The organism is Sinorhizobium sp. 8-89 (genome assembly GCF_030124325.1).
Classification (GTDB): Bacteria; Pseudomonadota; Alphaproteobacteria; order Rhizobiales; family Rhizobiaceae; genus Sinorhizobium.
Genome location: NZ_JASKLR010000004.1, coordinates 149,483 through 170,281, shown reverse-complemented (window position 1 = coordinate 170,281; position 20,799 = coordinate 149,483). Strand labels below are relative to the sequence as shown.

The following is a 20,799-nucleotide window of genomic DNA, read 5'->3' as shown; positions in this document are numbered from 1 at the left end:
GTAGGGCCGGTTCCTTTTGAAACAGATCCGCTGTACGCGCCGGGCTATTCTGATGGCGGAGGTGCGGAAGTATCCGCACGACATCCAGACCATAAAAGGATAAGTTAGCTTGTTCGGACACAAGATGAAAATCGAGGGTCTCTTGGAACGTCGTCTGACCGCCATCCTCGCTGCCGATGTCGTGGGTTACAGCCGCCTCATGGGAACCGACGAGGCCGGCACGGTTGCAGCGATGAAGCGGCACCGCCGCGAGTTCCTGGAGCCCAAGATCGCAAACCACAAGGGGCGCGTCGTCAAGCTTGCGGGCGACGGCATGCTGGTCGAGTTTTCGAGCGTGGTGAATGCCGTCGCCTGTGCAGCCGAGATTCAGCGCGGCATGCTCGCCAGGAACGAGGGCCTGCCAAGGAGCCGGCGCATCGAGCTCCGGATCGGTGTTCACCTCGGCGACGTCATCGTCGAAGACGGCGACATTTTCGGTGACGGCGTAAACGTAGCGGCTCGGCTCGAGGGCCTGGCCGAGCCTTCCGGCATCGCAGTCTCCGCCTCAGTGCGCGATCATGTCGGCTCGCGGCTCGACCTTGGCTTCGTGGACAAGGGGGAGCATGCGTTGAAGAACATTGCCGCGAGCGTCCGCGTCTACACCATCTCCTTCGGCGGCGGCGTAGCAGTACAGAAGCCAGCGGAGCCGACCGCCGTCACGGTAGAGCCCGGCTATGAGCTTTCGGTCGCCGTTCTTCCTTTCACCAATATGAGCCAGGATCCGGAGCAGGAATATTTCTCCGACGGCATCACCGAGGACATCATCACCGATCTGTCCAAGATTTCACGCCTGCATGTCGTCGCCCGAAACACCGTATTCACCTACAAGGGCAAGCCGGTGAAGGTGAAGCAGATCGCCCAGGAACTCGGTGTCCGCTTCATTCTCGAAGGCAGTGTCCGCAAGGTGGGTGAACGTGTGCGCATCACGGGCCAACTCATCGACGCGCAGACTGGCGGACATCTGTGGGCAGACCGCTACGATCGCGAACTCACGGATATCTTCACGATCCAGGACGAGATCACGCATGCCATCGTCGACCAGCTCAGGATCAAGCTATTGCCGGAGGAGAAGAAAGCGATCGAGAGCGATCCGACCACCTCGGTGGAAGCCTATACCTACTATCTTCGGGGTCGGCAGTTCTCCCGTACCTGGACCCGGCCCTACCTGCTGCTTGCACGCCGGATGTTCCTGAAGGCTGTCGAACTCGATCCTAAATATGCTCGCGCCTATGCGGGCATAGCCGAATGCGAATGTGCGATCAGGGATTGGCACGAAAAGGAGTTTTCGCTCGACAGCATTCTCGAGATGAGCGCAAGGGCGCTCGCCCTCGATTCAAATCTGGCGGAAGCGCATGCCTCACGCGGGCTCGCATTGAATCACCAAGGGCAAACGGAGGAGGCCGGCCGCGAGTTCCGCCAGGCCCTGGCGCTTGATCCTTCGCTTTATGAAGCGAATTTATATTATGGTCGCTTCCTGTTTGCGCTGGGTCGGTTTCAGGAAGCGGTCGGATTCTTCCAACGCGCGGCCGAGATCAGGCCGGACGACTATTTTTCGCCAATTCACTTGATGGGTTGCTACTTCTCGCTCGGGATGGAAGCCGAGCGCCAGGGCTGGGCGCGGATCGGCATCGAGCGGGCCGAACGCGCGCTCGAGCGGCATCCGGAAAATGCCAGTCCGGCGCATCGCGGCGCGCTGGCGCTCGCGCACATGGGCGAACCCGAGCGAGCGAAGGAATGGGTGACTCGTGCGCTGGCGATCGATCCGGACGACGTGGTCGCGCAATACAATGCAGCTTGCGTCTACTCGCTTCTCGGCGACGGCGAGCGCGCGCTGGATCTCCTTGAGACCGTCGTGCCGCAGAGTTCCTGCTATCACCTCCTTTGGTTCCAGCAGGACTCCGATCTGGACGCCATTCGCGACCACCCACGCTTCCGCGCGCTCCTCGACGCGTTCGGGGACCAGGAGGCCGCGACGCGCTGAACCCCGGGCTGTCGCGGCAGAATCATACCTCGATCGATCCGCGCATGACGGCCACGCAATCGCCTGAGACGCCGACCTTGCGGATCGAGCCGCCCTGTTTGCTGACGGCAACGGCTATGAGGCTGCGCCGACCCATCTCGACTCCCTGCTCGATCGTGAGTTCGATTTCCGCGTCGGCATCCGGAAGGAGCGAGACGAGATAGGCGCCGAGCGCGGCGCAAGCGCTGCCGGTTGCGGGGTCCTCGATGACATTGTCGAGCGGCGCGAACATGCGGGCTCTTATCTGCCACGGCTGCTGCTGCGTGCGGGTGTAGAGGAACAGGCTGAAGCTGTCTTCGGCAAGTGGGTAGCGGGCATTCGCCTCGTCGAAGGCGCTGACGTTCGGACGCGCCGCCGCGAGCGTTTCCACATCCAGGATTTCGGCGACCGCGAAGGGGAGGCCGACGGAAATCCGCACCGGCGCGTGGCAGCGATCGCTCACGCTTTCCGGGCGGAGTGAGGCGCAGGCGGCGATGGTCGCTGTGTCAATGATGGGGCCGACGGCAAGCTGCTGCGGCGCGACGATGCTTGCGCCTGTAACAACGCTGTCTTGGCGCAAGAGGGCCACCTCGACCAATCCCGCCTTTTCCTCGAAACGCAGGTGGTCGCCCGGCAACTTGTCGAAGATTTCCGATTGTCGACCGAGCACGAAGGCGGTGCCGACATTCGGATGGCCGGCGAAGGGCACTTCGGTCGTGGGCGTGAAGATGCGCACGCGTGCGGTGTTTTCGGGATCGTCCGGCGGAAGAACGAAGGTGGCTTCGGAATAGCCGAACTCGGTGGCGATCGCCTGCATCTGGCGATCGGTCAATCCGCGTGCGTCCGGGATCACGGCAAGCTGATTCCCGGCAAAGCGCTCGGAAGTGAAAACATCGACGGTGACGAAGGAAACGGTCGTCATTGAAGGCTCCTGCTCGATCGGATTACGGATTTAGAGCCTTTGACCAGCCGTCTGAAACAGCGAACTTGTCTCCCTGACAATTGCCGCGCGGAGAGAGCGTCGTCATGCGTCCCATGCAAAGGCCCGACGACATCGCTGCCGCCGGGCCTTTCCTCGCTCCCCTTAACTTGCGCCGCTCAAGCGGCCTTTTCGAGGTCCTTCTTCCAGCTGCCCTTGGCCGCGAGGCTGCACATCTTCGCGCGATGGATGAAGGCGCGCTGGCCGGCGGCGACGTTTTCCGCCTTGCCGTTCCAGGCATTGAGCGCCTCCTGCTGGAGGGCGCGGCCATAGGAGAAGGTAAGCTTCCAGGGCAGGTCGTGCGCCGTGTTGATGGCGGAAAGGTGCGCGGTTGCTTCCTCCGTCGACTGGCCGCCGGAGAGGAAGGCGATGCCCGGAACGGCGGAAGGAACGGTGCGCTTCAGCACCTTGACCGTGCGCTCGGCAACCTCGCCGACGGACGCCTTGCGCGCCTTCTTGCCGTCGATCACCATGCTCGGCTTCAGGATCATGCCTTCGAGCTTGACGCGCACGTCGCCGAGTTCTTCGAACACGGTGCGCAGCACCCACTCCGTAACCTCTTCGGAACGCTCGATCGAGTGGTCGCCGGGGGCGCCGTCCATCAGCACTTCCGGCTCGACGATCGGCACGATCTTCGCTTCCTGGCAGAGCGCCGCGTAGCGGGCCAGCGCATGGGCGTTGGCCTTCACTGCACCCCAGGTCGGAAGGGTATCGGAGACGGCTATGACGCCGCGCCATTTGGCAAAGCGGGCGCCGGCCTCATGATACCTGGCGAGCCGTGCCGCGAGGCCGTCGAGGCCTTCGGTGATCGTCTCTTTGGCGAAATAGGGCAAGGGCTTTGCGCCGGTGTCGACCTTGATGCCCGGAATCGAGCCTGCCTGCCGGATGATCTCGACGAGCGGCGTGCCGTCGGCTGCCTTCTGGAACAGCGTTTCCTCATAAAGAATGACGCCGGAGATGTAGTTGCGCATCGCTTCCTCCGACCGTAGCAGCATCTCGCGATAGTCGCGGCGCGAGTTCTCGGTGGATTCCAGTGCAATGCTGTCGAAGCGCTTCTTTATTGTTGCGGTCGACTCGTCAGCGGCGAGCAGGCCCCGGCCATTGGCGACCATCGCAACCGCAATATCTTCCAGTCTTTCGCTCATGTTTTTTCTCCTTAGACAGCGCCGATCACGAACGGAGCGGGCGACGAATGAAAACAAGTTCGGTCTGAGGCGCAGATGCGTCCGCCGCGTTCCGAATAAGGCGCGATAACAGAAGAAATTGTCCGGGAAAATGGCGGGAAAATCGACTAAAACGATTTAAATTATTTTAATCGTTTGAAATATCATAATTATTTTTATCTTCCGACCCCGGGCCCATGAGTGTGCCCGGGTCGGAAGGCCTGCATCACTTCTGCTGGTGGAGGATGTCGACACCCGGTAGCGGCTTACCTTCCATCCATTCGAGGAAGGCGCCGCCGGCCGTCGAAACATAGGTGAAATCGTCGGCGACTTCGGCATGGTTAAGGGCTGCGACCGTATCGCCGCCGCCGGCAACCGAGACGAGCGAACCGGCCCTCGTGCGGGCTGCCGCATGCTTGGCGGCAGCGACGGTCGCCTTGTCGAAGGGTGTGATTTCGAAAGCACCGAGCGGACCGTTCCACACGAGCGTTTCGGCGCGGGAGATCCAGTCGTTGATCGCGGTGACCGATTTCGGGCCGACATCCAGCATCATGGCGTCAGTCGGGATCGCCTTGACGTCGACTACTTCGTTGTCTGCGCCGGCCTTGAACTCACGGGCCACGACGCCGTCTTCCGGCAGCACGATGGCGCAGCCGGCCGCGGACGCGGCGGCAATGATCGACTTTGCCGTGTCCGCAAGGTCATGCTCGCAGAGGGACTTGCCGACATCGATGCCCTGTGCGGCGAGGAAGGTATTGGCCATGCCGCCGCCGATCACCAGGGCATCGACTTTCTTCACCAGGTTCTGGAGCAGGTCGATCTTGGTCGAGACCTTGGCGCCGCCGACGATGGCGACGACCGGGCGCTTCGGGTTGCCAAGGCCCTTTTCGAGGGCTTCGAGCTCGGCCTGCATCGTGCGGCCCGCATAGGCCGGAAGGTGGTGCGCGAGCCCCTCGGTCGAGGCATGGGCGCGATGGGCGGCGGAGAAGGCGTCATTGACGTAGATGTCGCCATTGGCGGCCAGCGCCGTGACGAAGGCCGTATCGTTCTTTTCCTCGCCCTTGTGGAAGCGGGTGTTTTCGAGCAGCAGCACATCGCCGTCGTTCATCTCGGCAATGGCATTGGCGGCCTTGTCGCCGATGCAGTCGGCGGCGAAATGAACGCGCTGGTCGAGAATTTCCTCGACCGCGGGCGCGATCATCTTCAGCGACATGTCGGCAACCGGCTCCCCCTTCGGACGACCGAAGTGGGCAAGCAGGATGACCTTGGCGCCCTTTTCGGAAAGCTCGCGAATGGTCGGGGCAACGCGCTCGATGCGGGTCGTGTCGGTGACCTGGCCATCCTTGACCGGCACGTTGAGATCGACGCGCACGAGCACGCGCTTGCCGGCAATGTCGGTCAGGTCATCGAGGGTCTTGAAAGTCATCAGGTGTCTCCGGTCAAAGTCTGCGGAAGAGGGTGGGATAGTCGGTGACGAGCCCGTCCTCGTCGACGGGAAGGTCGGCGGCAAAGCTTCGGTCCTCGGCCTCGTAGCGATAAAGCCTGCCGTCTTCGAGGCAGGTGTAATGCTGGCCATCGATCACGGGTTCGAAGGTGTCGAACGGCACGTAAAGCATCTTGAGCTTTGCGGTGCCGGCCGTCCGGCTCAGGTTGAGCCTGCGGATCGGGAGCGTGTTGGTAAAGGGTGTGCCGGCAAGGTCGATGTCAACGCAGCCATCGAATTCAGGAAGCGCGACGCCGTTAAGGTCGCGCCAATGTCCCTGGCGGTCTGAGAGCAGGTGCAGCATCCTGCCTTCCGTCGTTTCGATCAGCAACGACATCACTTGCCAGTGCGCGTCGCAGTCGATCCGGTAACGCAGGCCATAAGGACGGCCGCCGCGCTCGCCGACAACGACGCTTTCGGCGCGGATGGCCGCGCCGGCCGTTGCTTCGAGAGCCCTGAGGCTCAGATGTTCGAGCCCTTCCCCTTCGAGCGGGCGCCACCGCACCGTCGTTGAGGAAAGGGCCCGAAACATCGGTCTTAGAGGAGTTTGCCGAGGGCGACCGCTGTGTCCGCCATGCGGTTCGAGAAGCCCCACTCGTTGTCGTACCAGGACAGGATCGACACGAACTTGCCTTCCATCACCTTGGTCTGGTCCATATGGAAGATCGAGGAATGCGGGTCATGGTTGAAGTCGACGGAGACGTTCGGCTGAAGCGTATAGCCGAGAATGCCCTTGAGCGGACCATCGGCGGCCGCCTTGATGGCCGCGTTGACCTCTTCCTTGGTCGTCTCGCGCTTGGCAACGAACTTGAGATCGACGACCGAGACATTCGGGGTCGGCACGCGCACGGAGACACCGTCGAGCTTGCCCTTCAGTTCCGGCAGCACGAGGCCGACGGCCTTGGCAGCACCGGTGGAGGTCGGGATCATCGACAGGGCGGCCGCCCGTGCACGGTAGAGATCCTTGTGCATCTGGTCGAGCGACGGCTGGTCGTTGGTGTAGGAGTGGATCGTCGTCATCATGCCGTGGTCGATGCCGATGGCGTCATGCAGCACCTTGGCGACCGGCACCAGGCAGTTGGTCGTGCAGGATGCGTTGGAGATGACGAGGTGGTCCTTCGTCAGCTTGTCGTGGTTGACGCCGTAGACGACCGTCAGATCGGCGCCGTCCGCGGGGGCCGAAACGATGACGCGCTTGGCGCCGGCTTCGAGATGGGCGGCCGCCTTGTCGCGGGCGGTGAAGATGCCGGTGCACTCCATCGCGATATCGACGCCGAGTTCCTTGTGCGGCAGTTCAGCCGGGTTGCGGATGGCGGTTACCTTGATCGGCTTGCCGTTGTTGATGACGATGGAGTCGCCCTCGACCTTCACGTCTGCCGGGAAGCGGCCGTGGATGGAATCGAAACGCAGCAGATGCGCATTCGTCTCGACCGGGCCGAGGTCGTTGATGGCGACGACTTCGATGTCGGTGCGGCCGGATTCGACGATCGCGCGGAGCACGTTGCGGCCGATGCGGCCAAAACCGTTGATGGCGACTTTCACTGTCATGTCGGGTCTCTCCCTGTCAGAATGGCATTGTACGGAAAGAGGGCGCCCTTGGGGAGCGCCCTCCGGCTTGATCAGGACAGTTTGGCTTCCGCGGCCGCTACGACGGCTTCCGGCGTGATGCCGAAATGCCTGTAGAGGTCCTTGTAGGGGCCGGAGGCGCCGAAGCTCGACATGCCGATGAACGTGCCACCGGTGCCGATGAAGTGATCCCAGCCCTGCCGGACGCCGGCTTCGACGGCAATCTTGACCGGTGAATCGCCAATGATCGCCTGCTGGTATTCTTCGCTCTGTTCGGCAAAGAGCTCGAAGCAGGGAACCGACACGACGCGCGTCGAAACACCCTTGGCGGTAAGCGTCTGGCAGGCCTTGACGGCGATCTCGACTTCCGAGCCGGTGGCGAAGATCGTCACCTGGGCGTCGCTTGCGGAAATCAGGTCGTAGGCGCCGCGGGCGCAGAGATTTTCTTCCTCATACTCCGTGCGCACGGCCATCAGGTTCTGGCGCGTAAGCGCGATGCCGGACGGACGGTTATGGCTTTCGAGCGCGAGCTGCCAGCATTCGGCCGTTTCCGTCGCGTCGGCGGGACGGAACATCAACAGGTTCGGAATGGCGCGCAGAGAGGCCATGTGCTCGACCGGCTGGTGGGTCGGGCCGTCTTCGCCGAGACCAATGGAATCATGGGTCAGCACATGGATGACGCGGATGCCCATCAGCGCGGCAAGGCGGATCGACGGACGGCAATAGTCCGAGAAGATCAGGAAGCCGCCGGAATAGGGGATGAGGCCGCCATGCAGCGCCATGCCGTTCATCGCCGCCGCCATGCCGTGCTCGCGCACGCCATAGTGAATGTAGCGGCCGGAGAAGTTGTCCGGGGTGATCGAATGGGTCTGGCTCGTCTTGGTGTTGTTCGAGCCGGTGAGGTCGGCGGAGCCTCCGATCGTCTCGGCGAGAACACCGTTGATGACTTCGAGCGCGTCCTCGGAAGCCTTGCGGGTCGCGGGCGACGGCTTGGTGTCAGCGAGTTTCTGCTTGTAGGCGCTGATTGCGGAGGCAAGGCTGCCTTCGAGTTCGCCGGAGAAGCGGCGGATGAACTGTGCCTTCTTCTCAGTCTCGGTCTTTTCGAGGCGCTCTTCCCAGTCTTTGCGCACCTTGGTCGAGCGAAGGCCGGCGAGACGCCAGGCGTCGAGCACGTCCGAAGGAACGCTAAAGGCTTCGGCCTCCCAGCCAAGCGCCTTGCGGGTGGCCGCGATTTCGTCGGCGCCGAGCGGCGAACCATGGACCTTGTGCGTACCGGCCTTGTTCGGGGCGCCGAAACCGATGACGGTCTTGCAGGCGATCATCGTCGGCTTGTCGGATTTCTGGGCCTGTTCGATCGCGGCGGCAATCGCGTCCGGATCGTGGCCGTCGATCGCGATGGTGTTCCAGTTGCAGGCGCGGAAGCGGGCATGCTGGTCGGTCGAATCGGCGATCGAGATCGGGCCGTCGATCGAGATGTTGTTGTCGTCCCAGAAGACGATCAGCTTGTTGAGCTTGAGGTGGCCGGCAAGCGCGATCGCTTCCTGGCTGATGCCTTCCATCAGGCAGCCGTCGCCGGCGAGCACGTAGGTATAGTGCTCCATCAGGTCGCTGCCGAACTCGTCACGCAGCTTGCGCTCGGCGATCGCCATGCCAACCGAATTCGCGAGGCCCTGGCCGAGCGGGCCGGTGGTGGTCTCGATGCCGGCCGCATGGCCGTATTCCGGATGACCGGCCGTGCGCGAGCCAAGCTGACGGAAGTTCTTGATCTCGTCGATGGTGATGTCCTCGTAGCCCGTGAGATAGAGCAGCGAGTAGAGCAGCATCGAGCCGTGGCCGGCCGAAAGCACGAAGCGGTCGCGGTTGGGCCAGGCGGGATTCTTGGGGTCGAAGCTGAGGTATCGCGTGAAGAGGACCGTTGCGATATCGGCAGCGCCCATAGGGAGACCCGGGTGGCCGGAATTTGCCTTCTCGACGGCGTCCATGGAGAGGAAGCGGATCGCATTTGCCATCCGATCGTGTTTTTCGCGAGAGATCATGACTGTTCCGTTTGAGTTCGGTGGCCAGGGACGGTCTCTATCCTCCAAGACCGTGTGAGAAGCGGCAGACACATAGCAGGTGCTCCACGCGAGTCAATAAATACGGGCCTTCCGCGGCCAAATGGCGACGTGCTTTTCGATACCGTTCTTGTGCGGGCAGCATACAGTATGAGTGCGATTGCTCGGGAGCAATGATCCACAGCTTCCGACGGCGTTTTGCCGCACGGGGCATTGTTGAGACTTATATAATGGGTTTAAAAAGAACCGAGGCGAAGCAGCGGACTGCGTCTGGCGATTCGGCTCTTCCGGAGCGCCGCGTTCGGGGAACGTGTAGACGACTCTACGGCGCCGCGCGTCCAATCGGACGCGCTAGGGTCGCTGTAGCGGTTTGAGATGCTACATGATTTTGTCCTTAGATCGATTTCGATTTGAGGAATCATGCAGTGGCAGATTGATTTAGGGCGGGGCGGAAATCCGCTTCACACTTTTCCTCATCCCGCTCTAGAGAGGTATCGGGAGCATGCCGGCAAAGACGGTCAAAGCGGCGATCGAGGAGCTACGGAACGCGGTGCAGTCGCTTGAGGGCGCGATAGACGGTCGTTTCGACAAGGAAAGGGATTTGAGCGAGTTCGAGGGCGAGGTGCGGCGGGTCAATATCGATCGCTCGCGGCTGGCGCAGGAACTCGATCAGTCCCAGTTCCGGGCCAATCGGCTGGAAGAGGTCAACCGCGAAGTCTCCCGTCGCCTGGTGACGGCGATGGAAACCATTCGAGCGGTGCTGGATCGTTGAGGTTTACGCTATGGCGCAGGTAACGGTGACGATCGACGGCAAGGCCTACCGGATGGCCTGCGAGGAAGGGCAGGAAGATCACCTGAGCGACCTCGCGGCGAGATTCGATCAATATGTGGGCCACCTCAAGGGACAGTTCGGAGAAATCGGCGACCTGCGGCTGACCGTGATGGCCGGCATCATGGTCATGGATGAACTCAGCGAGGTCAATCGCCGGCTCAAGAACCTCGAGACGGAACTGGGCAACCTGAAGAGCGGACGCGATGTTCAGCTTTCAGAGCAGGCGCGCAGCGAGGAGGCGCTCGCCTCGGCGCTGAGCGAAGTGACCGCCCAGATCCACAGCATCGCCGCCAAGCTCAACGGCCGCGCCGGCGCTCCGGCGAACTGATCGTCTTCTTTAAAAACGCCTCTGGCGAAAACGGCCAAGAGCCTCTATATCTGAGCGCGCGGTCTGCGCTTCCCGACAGGAACCACAATCCCCGGGGCCATACACGATCTCAAGGGAGCTGTCCCTGGCCGAACTCGTGGGTTCGGACACACGGCGCCCACCTACTTTGTAGGCACCCGGGATCGTAAACAATCCACCGGTCGTCGTGGATCGCACTTTCCTTTTTGTGGCGGATCCTACTGCTACAGCATCCTTTGCGCGTCTTGTCAGACGCGCGGCACTGCAGTGCCCAGGAAAGCGCTGCGAATGGCATCGGCCATTGCATCGGTCGTCGGTGATCGGTTCTCCGATCTCGTGCGCAGCACCACGTTCGACATGTCGATGACGCCGAAGCCGTCGTCCTCTGTCAGTTCGCGGCAACCGGCCGGTATGGCGCTGCGCGACAGCGGCGCGATCGCAAGACCCGAAACGACGGCGGCAATCAGACCCCCGCTCGTGCGGCTGACATAGGCGACGCGGCTCCGTCTCCCACGCTTCTTCAGATTCTGCATCGCCAGGTCGTCGCACCATCCGCCCGCTGCATAGGTATAGGCGGCGATCGGCAGGGGCTGCCGCTCGTGTATGCCGTGTTGATCCGAGGTCACCCAGACGGTTGGATCCACCATGAGGACCTCGTTCTTGCTGCGTCCGCCCGGCTCGAAAACGATGGCGATATCGATCTCGCCCGCCTCCAGCGCTGCCAGGTTGGACATCGACGTACCCTGTTGCACCGTGACCTCCACGCCAGGATGGATGGCGGCGAACGCACCCAAGGCTTTTGGCAGGGTGGAGTTGATGTATTCCTCGGGGATGCCGATCCTGACCGAGCCGTCCAAGGCCGGCTGGCGCATGGACGCCGCCGTGTCATCGAGGAGGGCGACGATACGCCGCGCATTATCGATAAGGCGGCGGCCTTGCGTCGTCAGCACGACCCCGCGCGAATGCCGGTCGAACAGCGCATCGCCCAGCATGTCCTCAAGCTTCTTGATCTGCATGCTCACGGCCGACTGGGTGCGGCCGACGTTGTCGGCCGCCTTGGTCAGATTGCCGGCGTCGGCAACCGCAAGGAAGGTCCTCAGGAGATCGCTGTCGAGTGGAAGGGACATGTAACTATCCATCAGAAAATCTGATGATAGGTATGTTCGCAATTCGTTTGCCAGATGTCAACGAATAGCGGAAAATACAACTCTTTCGAGCGTCCTTTCGGAGATCCGCTCATGAGCATGCCCTTCACTGCCCGTTCCGCCAGCGCTTCCTCGATCGTGCAACTCCGTTCGCTGCTTGAGCACTGGCGTGCCTGGCAGGCGTCGCAGCTCGCGCAGCCCCGCGAGGCACCGTGGGACAATCCGCGATTGCTCAAGGACGTTGGCCTGAGTGGGCGTCGCTCGCCAGCGGGTCTGGACGGCGCGCGCCTCGAAGCCGTCTATCGTTCCCACTGGATGTTATGAAATCAGCTCGAGCCTCGCTGCGCGAAAGATCGCTTCGGCGAGATTTCCTGGCTGCAGTTTCCGCATCGCGCCGTCGAGCGCCTTGTCGATGCGTTCCATCGGAATGTCCGTCTCACACACGTCCTGCCGGCTCCTGCCGCAGGCCGCAAGGGCGAGGCAGCGCAATTCGAGGGCGTCGAGCTGATTCATCTCTTCCGCCATGGACTTTCGCCCGCCCACTCTCGCTCGCAAGGCCGCGCTGCCGCAATGCACGCGGGATTAGCCTGAGCTAATTATTTGAAATCGCGAGCGTATCTGCACACGGCAGGCGGCTTTCGAAAACGGAACCGTGCCTAGAGCGCCGTGCGTTCAATATCCTAATTGAGTTTTGACCCTAGTGATGAATGATGCGCCAACGCTGCCCCGAAATGGGAAAGACGCGGAGGATTGTTGCGCAGTGTTGCAAAAGCGGCGGCAGCATGTTTTCAGCAACTACAGAGCCGTGCGTTTTTATCAGGCGCACAGAGGTCGCTGTAGCACCTTGAATTACTGCATGTTTTTATCCTTAATCCTCTCCGATTTAAGGAAACATGCGGTAGGCTTTTGCGCTAAACCGGCATGAAGGGCGAGGAGCCCGCAGGGAGAGGTCTCGGATGTCACCGAAGGATTTGAAGGCAGCGCTGCGAAAGGAACGCCTGGCCTTGCGGGATGCGATGCCGTTGGAAGTGCGTATCGAGGCGAGCCTTTCCATGGCCGACCACGCCGGCGATGTCATCGCACTCGATCCCGGTCATGTCGTTTCCGGCTTCTGGCCGATTCGCTCGGAAGCGGACATTCGGCCGCTGATGGTACGGCTCAAGGATCGCGGCGCGCGGCTCTGCCTGCCGGTGATCATCGACAAGAACACCATCCTTTTTCGCGAACTCGTCGACGGCGTGGCGGTGGTCCAGACCGGCTTCGGCACGACGGGGCCGGGGGCGGACGCCCCTGAGATCGATCCCGACATCATGCTCGTGCCGCTTTCGGCCTTCGATTCGGTGGGCCACCGGATCGGCTATGGTGCCGGCTATTATGACCGGGCAATCGACCGATTGCGCCGCAAAGGTCACATGCCGCGATTGATCGGCATTGCATTCGACTGCCAGGAAGTGGCATCAGTGCCGGCTGAACCGCACGACGTCGCGCTTGACGCTGTGCTGACGGAGAGCGGTTTTCGGCATTTTAGAGCGGAATGAGGAAAGTTAGAGCGGAACGAGGAAAGTGCGCGGTTTCCGCCGCACCCCGCTCTAGTTTTAGAACCGATCACGTTGTGGCTTCGGGTCGATTTGAACCAAACCATGGTGATCCAAGCGGGATTGAACGGGCATGCGACTTCTTTTTCTGGGGGACATGGTTGGCAAGACGGGCCGCACGGCCGTCTGGGAGCGTCTCCCGGGATTGGTCGGCGACCTGAAGCTCGACTTCGTCATCGTCAACGGCGAGAACGCCGCCGGCGGCTTCGGCATTACCGAAGACATCTTCCTGGAAACGATCAATGCCGGCGCCGACGTGGTGACGACCGGCAATCATGTGTGGGACCAGAAGGAAGCGGTGGTCTTCTGCGAGAGGCACGACCAGTTCCTGCGCCCCGCCAACTATCCCGCCGGGACGCCCGGGCGCGGATCCAATCTCTTCTTTGCCCGCAACGGCGCCCGCGTGCTGGTGGCCAACATCATGGGGCGGGTCTTTATGCATCCCGAGCTCGACGACCCTTTCAAGGCCGCCGAGACGATACTCGATGCCTGTCCGCTCGGGGAGCAGGCTGACGCCATCGTCTTCGACTTCCATGCGGAGGCCACCAGCGAAAAGCAATGCTTCGGCCATTTCGTCGACGGCCGCGCGAGCTTCGTGGTCGGAACGCACACCCATGTTCCGACTGCCGACCATCAGATCCTCAACGGCGGCACCGCCTATATGAGCGATGCCGGCATGTGCGGGGACTATGACTCGTCGCTCGGCATCGACAAGGAAGAGCCGCTCAATCGGTTCATCTCCAAGATGCCAAAGGGCCGCTTCGAGGCGGCTTCCGGCCCGGCAACGATCTGTGGTGTCGGCGTCGAGATTTCCGATCGCACGGGCCTTGCGGAGAAGATCGCGCCGCTCCGACTTGGGCCGAGGCTCAGCGAGACGATTCCGCAGTTTTGGTCGTAATCCCAGGATAGCCCGCGCGATCTGGCGATTTTTCGCTCGATTTCTGGCGCTTGCCGCCGGCAATCCGGCGCTGCATATCGTCTTTCCCGAGTTGCCTTTTTTCAAGTGACAGCCCCACCAAATGGTGGCAGGTTAGCGTCAAATCCAGAGCCGCACCGGACGCGGCCGCCGTTTGCAAGTTTTCCATTTAATGCCGCCCGGAGGCTCTGCTTCGGGTTTTCAGTGTCGCCGGATGTCCCGGGTTCGTGCCGGTCGATTGGTGGTTTCAGGTGCTTTCGGAGGACGTGCATGTTGCTAAAGTGGCATTTGCCGACAATCTTCAGCGTTCCGTTCTTTCTTCTTGCCGCATTGCCCGCGGCTGCCCAGAACGCACCGCCGCCGCCGACTGTGACCGTCGCCAAGCCGGTGGTGCGCGATGTGATCGACGCTGACGAATTCATCGGCCGCTTCGAAGCCGTCGACGAGGTCGCCGTCCGCTCCCGGGTCGGTGGCTATCTTGACCAGGTCCTCTTTACCGACGGTGCACTGGTGAAAAAAGGCGACAAGCTTTTCGTCATCGACCAGCGGCCGTTCCGCACCGCTCTCTCCCAGGCCGAAGCCTCGCTTGAAGCGGCGCGGTCGACGCTTCAGTTCGCGGAATCACAGTTCAAACGCACGGAATCGCTTGCCGGTACAGGCACGCTCTCAGTGTCCGCGCTCGATGACGATCGTCGTGCGCTGCTTGCGGCGCAGGCCAATGTGCGCGGCTCCGAGGCAGCCGTCGAGCGGGCCAGGCTCGATCTCGAATATACGACGATCACTGCACCGCTGAGCGGCCGCGTCGACCGGCGCCTGTTGTCGCCGGGCAACCTCGTCCAGGCGGATCAGACCGTGTTGACGACGATCGTTTCGCTCGATCCGATCGATTTCTATTTCGACGTCGACGAGCGGCGGGTGCTTTCCTACGCCCGCACGGCGCGGGAGCGGGGCAGCGTGCTTCAGGAGGGCGGTGGAGCGCTCAGCGTATTGGTGACGATCGCCGACGCGACCGAACGACCATTCGAAGGCAAGCTCGATTTCTCGGAAAACAGGGTCGACAACCAGACAGGCACGATGCGCCTGCGCGCCCGGTTCGCGAACCCGAACTTCATCCTGCAGCCGGGCCTCTTCGGGCGCGTGGAGGTTGAAGGCTCTAATACCTACAAGGCGATCCTCGTTCCTGATGAGGCGATCGCCGCTGACCAGAGCGAACGCGTCGTCTACGAAGTCAGCGAGGATGGAAGCGTCATGACCAAGCCCGTGCGTCTCGGTCCGCGACTGCATGGCTACCGGGTCATTCGCAGCGGCATGACGGGCGAAGAGACGATCATCGTCAACGGTCTTATCCGCGCTCGACCGGGCGCGAAGGTGAAGCCCGAACTCGTCGTGCTGCCGCAGGAAGCAGCGCAGGCGGCGGAGAATGCCCAATGAGATTTGCGCACTTCTTCGTCGATCGGCCGATCTTCGCTTCGGTGCTGTCGATCGTTCTCCTGATCGTCGGCGGCATCGCCTATTTTCAGTTGCCGGTGGCGCAATATCCGGAAATCGCCCCGCCCACCATCGTCGTGCGCGCCTCCTATCCGGGGGCGGATGCCGAGACCATCGCCAATACGGTCGCCACGCCGCTCGAACAGGAAATCAACGGCGTCGAGAACATGCTCTACATGTCCTCCTATTCCACTGCCGACGGCTCGATGGCATTGACGATCACGTTCAAGCTCGGCGCGGACCTCGACCAGGCGCAGGTGCTGGTGCAGAACCGCGTTTCCGTCGCCGAACCGCGACTGCCGGAGGAGGTCCGGCGCATCGGTGTCACCACGACCAAGAGCTCGCCGGACCTGATGATGGTCGTTCATCTGCTGTCCCCGAACGATCGCTACGACCAACTCTATGTCTCGAACTACGCCCGTACGCGCATCCGCGATCTGCTCGTTCGGCTGGACGGCGTCGGTGATGTTACCCTGTTCGGCGAGCGCGAATATGCGCTGCGCGTGTGGCTCGATCCGCAGAAGCTCTCCGCCTACGGCATGACCTCGGGTGATGTGGTCGAGGCGCTGCGCGAGCAGAACGTCCAGGTTTCTGGCGGTGCCATCGGCGGCCCTCCGATGTCCGGCGACAGCGCCTTCCAGTACACGGTTACGACGGACGGGCGTTTCAGCGACGCCCGGCAGTTCCGCTACGTGATCGTCAAGGCCACGGAAGACGGCAGGCTTGTGCAGTTGCAGGATGTCGCCCGCGTCGAGCTCGGCGCCCGCGAATACGTCACCAACAGCTATCTGAACGGCAGCCCCGCCGTCGCGCTCGGCATCTTCTCGCGCCCTGGCACCAACGCGCTCGCCGCGGCGGAAGCGATCCAGGCCACCATGGCGGAGCTTTCGAAGGATTTTCCGGAGGGGCTGGAATACAGGATCATCTACAATCCGACGGAATTCATCGCGGAGTCGATCAATGAGGTCTACAAGACGATCGGCGAGGCCGCGCTCCTCGTAGCCCTCGTCGTCATCGTTTTCCTGCAATCCTGGCGCACTGCGATCATTCCCATCGTGGCGATCCCCGTCTCGCTGATCGGTACCTTCGCGCTGCTTTTTGCCTTCGGCTTCTCGCTGAACATGCTGACGCTCTTCGGGCTGGTGCTTGCGATCGGCATCGTCGTCGATGACGCGATCGTCGTCGTCGAGAACGTCGAGCGCAATCTGGCGCAAGGCATGACCCCGAGGGAGGCGGCGCATGTGACGATGGACGAGGTTGGTGCGGCGGTCATCGCAATTTCGCTCGTCTTGACCGCGGTGTTCGTCCCGACCGCCTTCATTCCCGGCATAGCCGGCCAGTTCTATCTGCAGTTTGCGGTGACCATTGCGGTGGCGACAGTCATCTCTGCGCTCAATTCTCTAACGCTTTCGCCGGCGCTTGCAGCCATTCTGTTGCGGCCGCATGAAAATCACGAGCATGAAAGCCGCAATCCGATCACACGCTTCGGTCGGGCGCTCGCCAATGGGTTCAACCGTGGCTTCGATCGCATGGCCGATGGCTACGGATGGGTGGTGCGCAACCTCGTCGAGACACGAACGGCGCTCGCGGCCGCGCTCATCGTTTTCGTCGGCCTCCTTGGTGCCACCTGGTACATGGCGCAGGTGGTGCCGCGCGGTTTCATTCCGACGATGGACCAAGGCTATGCCATCGTCGTTATCCAGCTTCCGGACGGCGCCTCGCTCGAACGGACCGACGCGGTCGTGCAGCGGGCATCGGCGATGATCAGGGAAGTGCCCGGCGTCAGGGACGCCGTCGCCTTTGCCGGTTTCAGTGGCGCGACCTTCACCAATGCGTCCAACTCCGGTGTCATCTTCACGCCCTTCGACAGTTTCGAGGAACGGCTCGCCAACGGGCAGAGCGCCACCCAGATCATCGGTCAGATCTTCGGCACGATGCAGAGCATCCAGGAGGCCTTCATCATTGCCATTCCGCCGCCGTCCGTGCGCGGCATCGGCAATGCCGGTGGCTTCAAGATGCAGATCATGGACCGCCAGAGCGCCGACATGCGCCGTGCACTCGGGCTTGCCCGCCAGATGATGGGCATGGCCAACCAGACCGAAGGGCTGACCGGGGTCTTCACCACCTTCTCGGCATCGAGCCCGCAATTCTTCCTGGCGATCGACCGCGACAAGGCGCGAGCATTGAACGTGCCGATTCCGAATATCTTCGAGACGCTCTCGATCAATCTGGGAACGTCCTATGTCAACGATTTCAATGCATTCGGCCGTGTCTACCAGGTTCGCGCCCAAGCCGACCAGGAATATCGCGTCGAGAGGGAGGATATTCTCGCTCTGAAGGTGCGTTCCGCGTCGGGTGCGCTGGTACCGCTCGGAACGCTCGTCGAGATCCGCGATACCAGCGGACCTTCGCTCGTCCAGCGCTACAACATGTATGTTTCAGTGCCGCTCCAGGGCAATCCGGCGCCTGGCGTCTCCACCGGCACGGCACTCGACAAGATGGAGGATCTCGCCGCGCAGGTCCTGCCGCAAGGCACCACCTTCGAATGGACGGAGCTTGCCTTCCAGGAACGCCAGACAGGCAACACGGCCGCCTTCATCTTTGCGCTTTCGGTGATTTTCGTCTTCCTCGCGCTGGCCGCACAATATGAAAGCTGGGTGCTGCCGCTGGCGATCATCCTGATTGTGCCGCTTGCCGTTCTCGCCGCGCTTCTCGGCGTCTCCATCCGAGGGTTCGACAACAACGTGCTCACGCAGATCGGCCTCATCGTGCTGATCGGCCTCGCCGCGAAGAACGCGATCCTGATCGTCGAATTCGCGAGGCAAGGAGAGGAAGAAGGCAAGACGCCGGTCGAAGCGGCGATCGACGCAAGCCGGGTGAGGCTTCGGCCGATCCTGATGACCGCCTTTGCCTTCATCCTCGGCGTCGTGCCGCTGGTGATCGCAACAGGTCCGGGGGCCGAAATGCGCCAGTCGCTAGGCACTGCCGTCTTTTCCGGCATGCTGGGCGTGACGTTTCTCGGCCTGTTCCTGACGCCCGTCTTCTATGTGACGCTGCGCTCTCTGGGCAGGAAACGCGCCAAGGTCATCAAGGGAGAAGCGGCAGGGGCGCCGGCGGAATGACCATGTCCCCTTGGGTCGGCCTGAAGGAAACGCTTCGAGCCGGGGCGTTCGAGAAATGCGGACAATGACGCGATTGTGAGCGCTGGCGGTTGTTTGGCGCTGGACGGAGCGGCGACCTTGAATGATCCTGCCACGCGCTAGATCACGATGACTTTAGGTCTTATCGACCTAAAGTCATCGTGATCTATTCTAATGAGTTAGAGCGGGATGCGGCGGAAAACCGCGCACACTTTTCCTCATCCCGCTCTAAAAACGCGTGTGAGGGGTGAAGGATGCTGCTCCGATACCTTGCCTACACTCTGGCCACCATCTGGCTGATCCATACATTCTGGCCGGAACATGCCCATGCGCAGCAGTCTCCGCCCCCGGTGAGCCAATGCCAGGCGATCGCGGAAGCAACGCCGAAGGCGACGTTCGTCAGCGTCACGCCTCCGGGAGCAACGCTTGCGGCCGCAGCCGACAGCGAGGTCGACATAACCTATCTCGGCCACTCGACATTCCTGATCGAAACGCCGGGCGGTGTTTCGATCGCCACGGACTACAACGGCTGGTTCCGGCCTCCCGCGCCGCCCACCGTGGTGACGATGAACAAGGCCCATTCCAGCCATTACACGCTGACGCCGGATACTGCCATTCGCCACATCCTGCACGGCTGGGGCGAGGATGGCGAGGCGGCCGACCATGATCTGGTCGTCGGCGACGCCTATATCCGCAATGTGACGACGGACATACGCTCCGGTTACGGAGGCATGGAACTCAACGGCAATTCGATCTTCATCTTCGAGGTCGCGGGGCTCTGCATCGGCCATCTCGGTCACCTGCACTACGAGCTCGACGACAGCCATTACCGCCAGATCGGCCGGCTAGACGTGCTGATGGTGCCGGTCGACGGCGGCCTGACCATGGGGGCCGAAAGCATGAGCCGCGTCGTTTCCCGCCTGCGTGCGGCGCTGATCCTGCCGATGCACCGGCCGCCGTTGATCGACGATTTTCTGGCAATGTTCGGCGACGGCTTTGACAAAAGCTTTGCCACGGGGGCGACCGTCAAGGTCTCGCTCCGGTCCTTGCCGAGCAAGCCGTTGATTTATGTGCTGAAGGGCATGTGAGTGAGGCGCCGTTTCGATCACGGTCGCCATTTGCCGCAACTGAAAAGACGCGGCCCCCTGCTGGACGGGGCGCGGCAATAAAACTATAAGGCGCCCCATCTCATTAAATTTTCATGCATGCAGAGGGTGCCATGGCTGGCCATTCACAGTTCAAGAACATCATGCACCGCAAGGGCCGTCAGGATGCGGTGCGCTCGAAAATGTTTTCCAAGCTCGCGCGCGAAATTACCGTCGCGGCAAAATCCGGCATGCCCGACCCTGCGATGAACCCGCGCCTCAGGCTCGCAATCCAGAACGCCAAGGCGCAGTCGATGCCGAAGGACAATATCGAGCGGGCAATCAAGAAGGCATCGGGCGGCGATGCGGAGAACTACGAGGAAGTCCGTTACGAGGGCTACGGCCCGGGCGGCGTCGCCGTCATCGTCGAGGCGCTGACCGACAACCGCAACCGCACCGCCTCGAATGTTCGCTCGACCTTCACCAAGGCTGGCGGCGCGCTTGGCGAAACCGGCTCGGTTTCCTTCTCCTTCGATCGCGTCGGCGAAATCACCTACAAGCTTTCCGTCGGCGATGCCGACAAGGTCATGGAAGCGGCCATCGAAGCAGGTGCCGATGACGTGACGACGGACGAAGACGGCCACACGATCATCTGTGGCTTCGAGGACATCGGCGAGGTCTCGAAGGCCCTCGAGGAGGTTCTTGGCGAAGCGGAAACCGTCAAGGCGATCTGGAAGGCGCAGAACGCTGTGCCGGTGGACGAGGAAAAGGCACAGTCGCTGATGAAGCTGATCGACAATCTCGAAGACGATGACGACGTTCAGAACGTCTATTCGAACTTCGACGTTTCCGATGAGGTTCTTGCCAGGCTTTCGGCCTAGGTTTCCTTGATCTGACGAAAAAGACCCGCGCTCCGAGTGGAACGCGGGTCTTTTGTTTCAGCATGACGTCGCTGCCGACGAAGTATCA

Annotated in this window: 18 protein-coding genes, 1 other RNA gene and 1 pseudogene; 11 read left to right on the top strand and 9 right to left on the bottom strand. The window is 61.9% G+C overall.

Going from position 1 to position 20,799, the window contains the following annotated elements:
* The first annotated feature begins 124 nt into the window (after positions 1-124).
* On the top strand, positions 125-2,020 hold the full coding sequence (locus QN219_RS10915) for a TPR end-of-group domain-containing protein (protein ID WP_283999676.1): 1,896 nt from the start codon (positions 125-127) through the stop codon (positions 2,018-2,020).
* Positions 2,021-2,042: 22 nt separating this feature from the next.
* On the opposite strand, the gene QN219_RS10910 is transcribed toward QN219_RS10915, so the two are convergent.
* The 6 genes from QN219_RS10910 to tkt form a co-directional block, all read right to left on the bottom strand.
* Positions 2,043-2,960, bottom strand: a complete 918-nt coding sequence (locus QN219_RS10910) for a PhzF family phenazine biosynthesis protein (protein ID WP_283999675.1) — start codon at positions 2,958-2,960, stop codon at positions 2,043-2,045.
* A gap of 176 nt (positions 2,961-3,136) precedes the next feature.
* A complete protein-coding gene (locus QN219_RS10905; protein WP_283999674.1) occupies positions 3,137-4,162 on the bottom strand; it encodes a class I fructose-bisphosphate aldolase in 1,026 nt (341 codons plus the stop codon).
* A 244-nt stretch (positions 4,163-4,406) separates the two neighbouring features.
* On the bottom strand, positions 4,407-5,606 hold the full coding sequence (locus QN219_RS10900; protein ID WP_283999673.1) for a phosphoglycerate kinase: 1,200 nt from the start codon (positions 5,604-5,606) through the stop codon (positions 4,407-4,409).
* Between the two features lie 13 nt (positions 5,607-5,619).
* Positions 5,620-6,195, bottom strand: a complete 576-nt coding sequence (locus QN219_RS10895) for a putative glycolipid-binding domain-containing protein (RefSeq protein ID WP_283999672.1) — start codon at positions 6,193-6,195, stop codon at positions 5,620-5,622.
* Between the two features lie 5 nt (positions 6,196-6,200).
* A complete protein-coding gene (gene gap / locus QN219_RS10890) occupies positions 6,201-7,211 on the bottom strand; it encodes a type I glyceraldehyde-3-phosphate dehydrogenase (RefSeq protein WP_283999671.1) in 1,011 nt (336 codons plus the stop codon).
* Between the two features lie 71 nt (positions 7,212-7,282).
* Positions 7,283-9,265 carry a transketolase gene (tkt, locus tag QN219_RS10885; RefSeq protein ID WP_283999670.1) on the bottom strand — a complete coding sequence of 661 codons (1,983 nt, stop codon included), beginning with the start codon at positions 9,263-9,265 and terminating at the stop codon, positions 7,283-7,285.
* Positions 9,266-9,785: 520 nt separating this feature from the next.
* Here tkt and QN219_RS10880 point away from each other — a divergent pair.
* The 3 genes from QN219_RS10880 (at position 9,786) to ssrS (ending at position 10,659) form a co-directional block, all read left to right on the top strand.
* A complete protein-coding gene (locus tag QN219_RS10880; RefSeq protein ID WP_283978587.1) occupies positions 9,786-10,055 on the top strand; it encodes a DUF4164 domain-containing protein in 270 nt (89 codons plus the stop codon).
* A gap of 10 nt (positions 10,056-10,065) precedes the next feature.
* Positions 10,066-10,443, top strand: a complete 378-nt coding sequence (locus tag QN219_RS10875) for a cell division protein ZapA (RefSeq protein ID WP_283999669.1) — start codon at positions 10,066-10,068, stop codon at positions 10,441-10,443.
* Between the two features lie 57 nt (positions 10,444-10,500).
* Positions 10,501-10,659, top strand: a non-coding RNA gene (gene ssrS / locus QN219_RS10870) — 6S RNA.
* A gap of 50 nt (positions 10,660-10,709) precedes the next feature.
* Here the strand turns inward: ssrS and QN219_RS10865 are convergent.
* Positions 10,710-11,622: pseudogene (locus QN219_RS10865) on the bottom strand (LysR family transcriptional regulator).
* Between the two features lie 77 nt (positions 11,623-11,699).
* On the opposite strand from QN219_RS10865, the gene QN219_RS10860 reads away from it, so the two are divergent.
* Complete coding sequence (locus tag QN219_RS10860) at positions 11,700-11,930, top strand: hypothetical protein (protein WP_283999666.1); 231 nt, start codon at positions 11,700-11,702, stop codon at positions 11,928-11,930.
* On the opposite strand, the gene QN219_RS10855 is transcribed toward QN219_RS10860, so the two are convergent.
* Positions 11,925-12,131 carry a transcriptional regulator gene (locus QN219_RS10855; protein WP_283999665.1) on the bottom strand — a complete coding sequence of 69 codons (207 nt, stop codon included), beginning with the start codon at positions 12,129-12,131 and terminating at the stop codon, positions 11,925-11,927. The genes QN219_RS10860 and QN219_RS10855 overlap by 6 nt on opposite strands.
* Positions 12,132-12,562: 431 nt before the next feature.
* Here QN219_RS10855 and QN219_RS10850 point away from each other — a divergent pair, with 431 nt between their 5' ends.
* Positions 12,563-13,144 carry a 5-formyltetrahydrofolate cyclo-ligase gene (locus QN219_RS10850; protein ID WP_283999663.1) on the top strand — a complete coding sequence of 194 codons (582 nt, stop codon included), beginning with the start codon at positions 12,563-12,565 and terminating at the stop codon, positions 13,142-13,144.
* Positions 13,145-13,274: 130 nt separating this feature from the next.
* The gene (locus QN219_RS10845; RefSeq protein ID WP_173509180.1) at positions 13,275-14,099 is read left to right on the top strand and encodes a TIGR00282 family metallophosphoesterase; all 825 of its coding nucleotides are present in this window, start codon (positions 13,275-13,277) and stop codon (positions 14,097-14,099) included.
* Here QN219_RS10845 and QN219_RS10840 read toward each other — a convergent pair.
* Entirely contained in the window at positions 14,068-14,286 is a 219-nt protein-coding gene (locus QN219_RS10840) for a hypothetical protein (protein ID WP_283999662.1), read from the bottom strand. The two genes, QN219_RS10845 and QN219_RS10840, sit on opposite strands and share 32 nt — an antisense overlap.
* Positions 14,287-14,387: 101 nt before the next feature.
* On the opposite strand from QN219_RS10840, the gene QN219_RS10835 reads away from it, so the two are divergent.
* The 4 genes from QN219_RS10835 to QN219_RS10820 all read left to right on the top strand — a co-directional run bounded on the left by QN219_RS10835 (position 14,388) and on the right by QN219_RS10820 (position 20,711).
* Positions 14,388-15,548, top strand: a complete 1,161-nt coding sequence (locus QN219_RS10835; protein WP_283999661.1) for an efflux RND transporter periplasmic adaptor subunit — start codon at positions 14,388-14,390, stop codon at positions 15,546-15,548.
* Positions 15,545-18,727, top strand: a complete 3,183-nt coding sequence (locus QN219_RS10830; protein WP_283999660.1) for a multidrug efflux RND transporter permease subunit — start codon at positions 15,545-15,547, stop codon at positions 18,725-18,727. The genes QN219_RS10835 and QN219_RS10830 overlap by 4 nt, the downstream gene beginning before the upstream one ends.
* A 272-nt stretch (positions 18,728-18,999) precedes the next feature.
* A complete protein-coding gene (locus tag QN219_RS10825; protein WP_283999658.1) occupies positions 19,000-19,833 on the top strand; it encodes an MBL fold metallo-hydrolase in 834 nt (277 codons plus the stop codon).
* A 131-nt stretch (positions 19,834-19,964) separates the two neighbouring features.
* A complete protein-coding gene (locus tag QN219_RS10820; RefSeq protein ID WP_283999657.1) occupies positions 19,965-20,711 on the top strand; it encodes a YebC/PmpR family DNA-binding transcriptional regulator in 747 nt (248 codons plus the stop codon).
* The last annotated feature ends 88 nt before the right edge of the window (positions 20,712-20,799 follow it).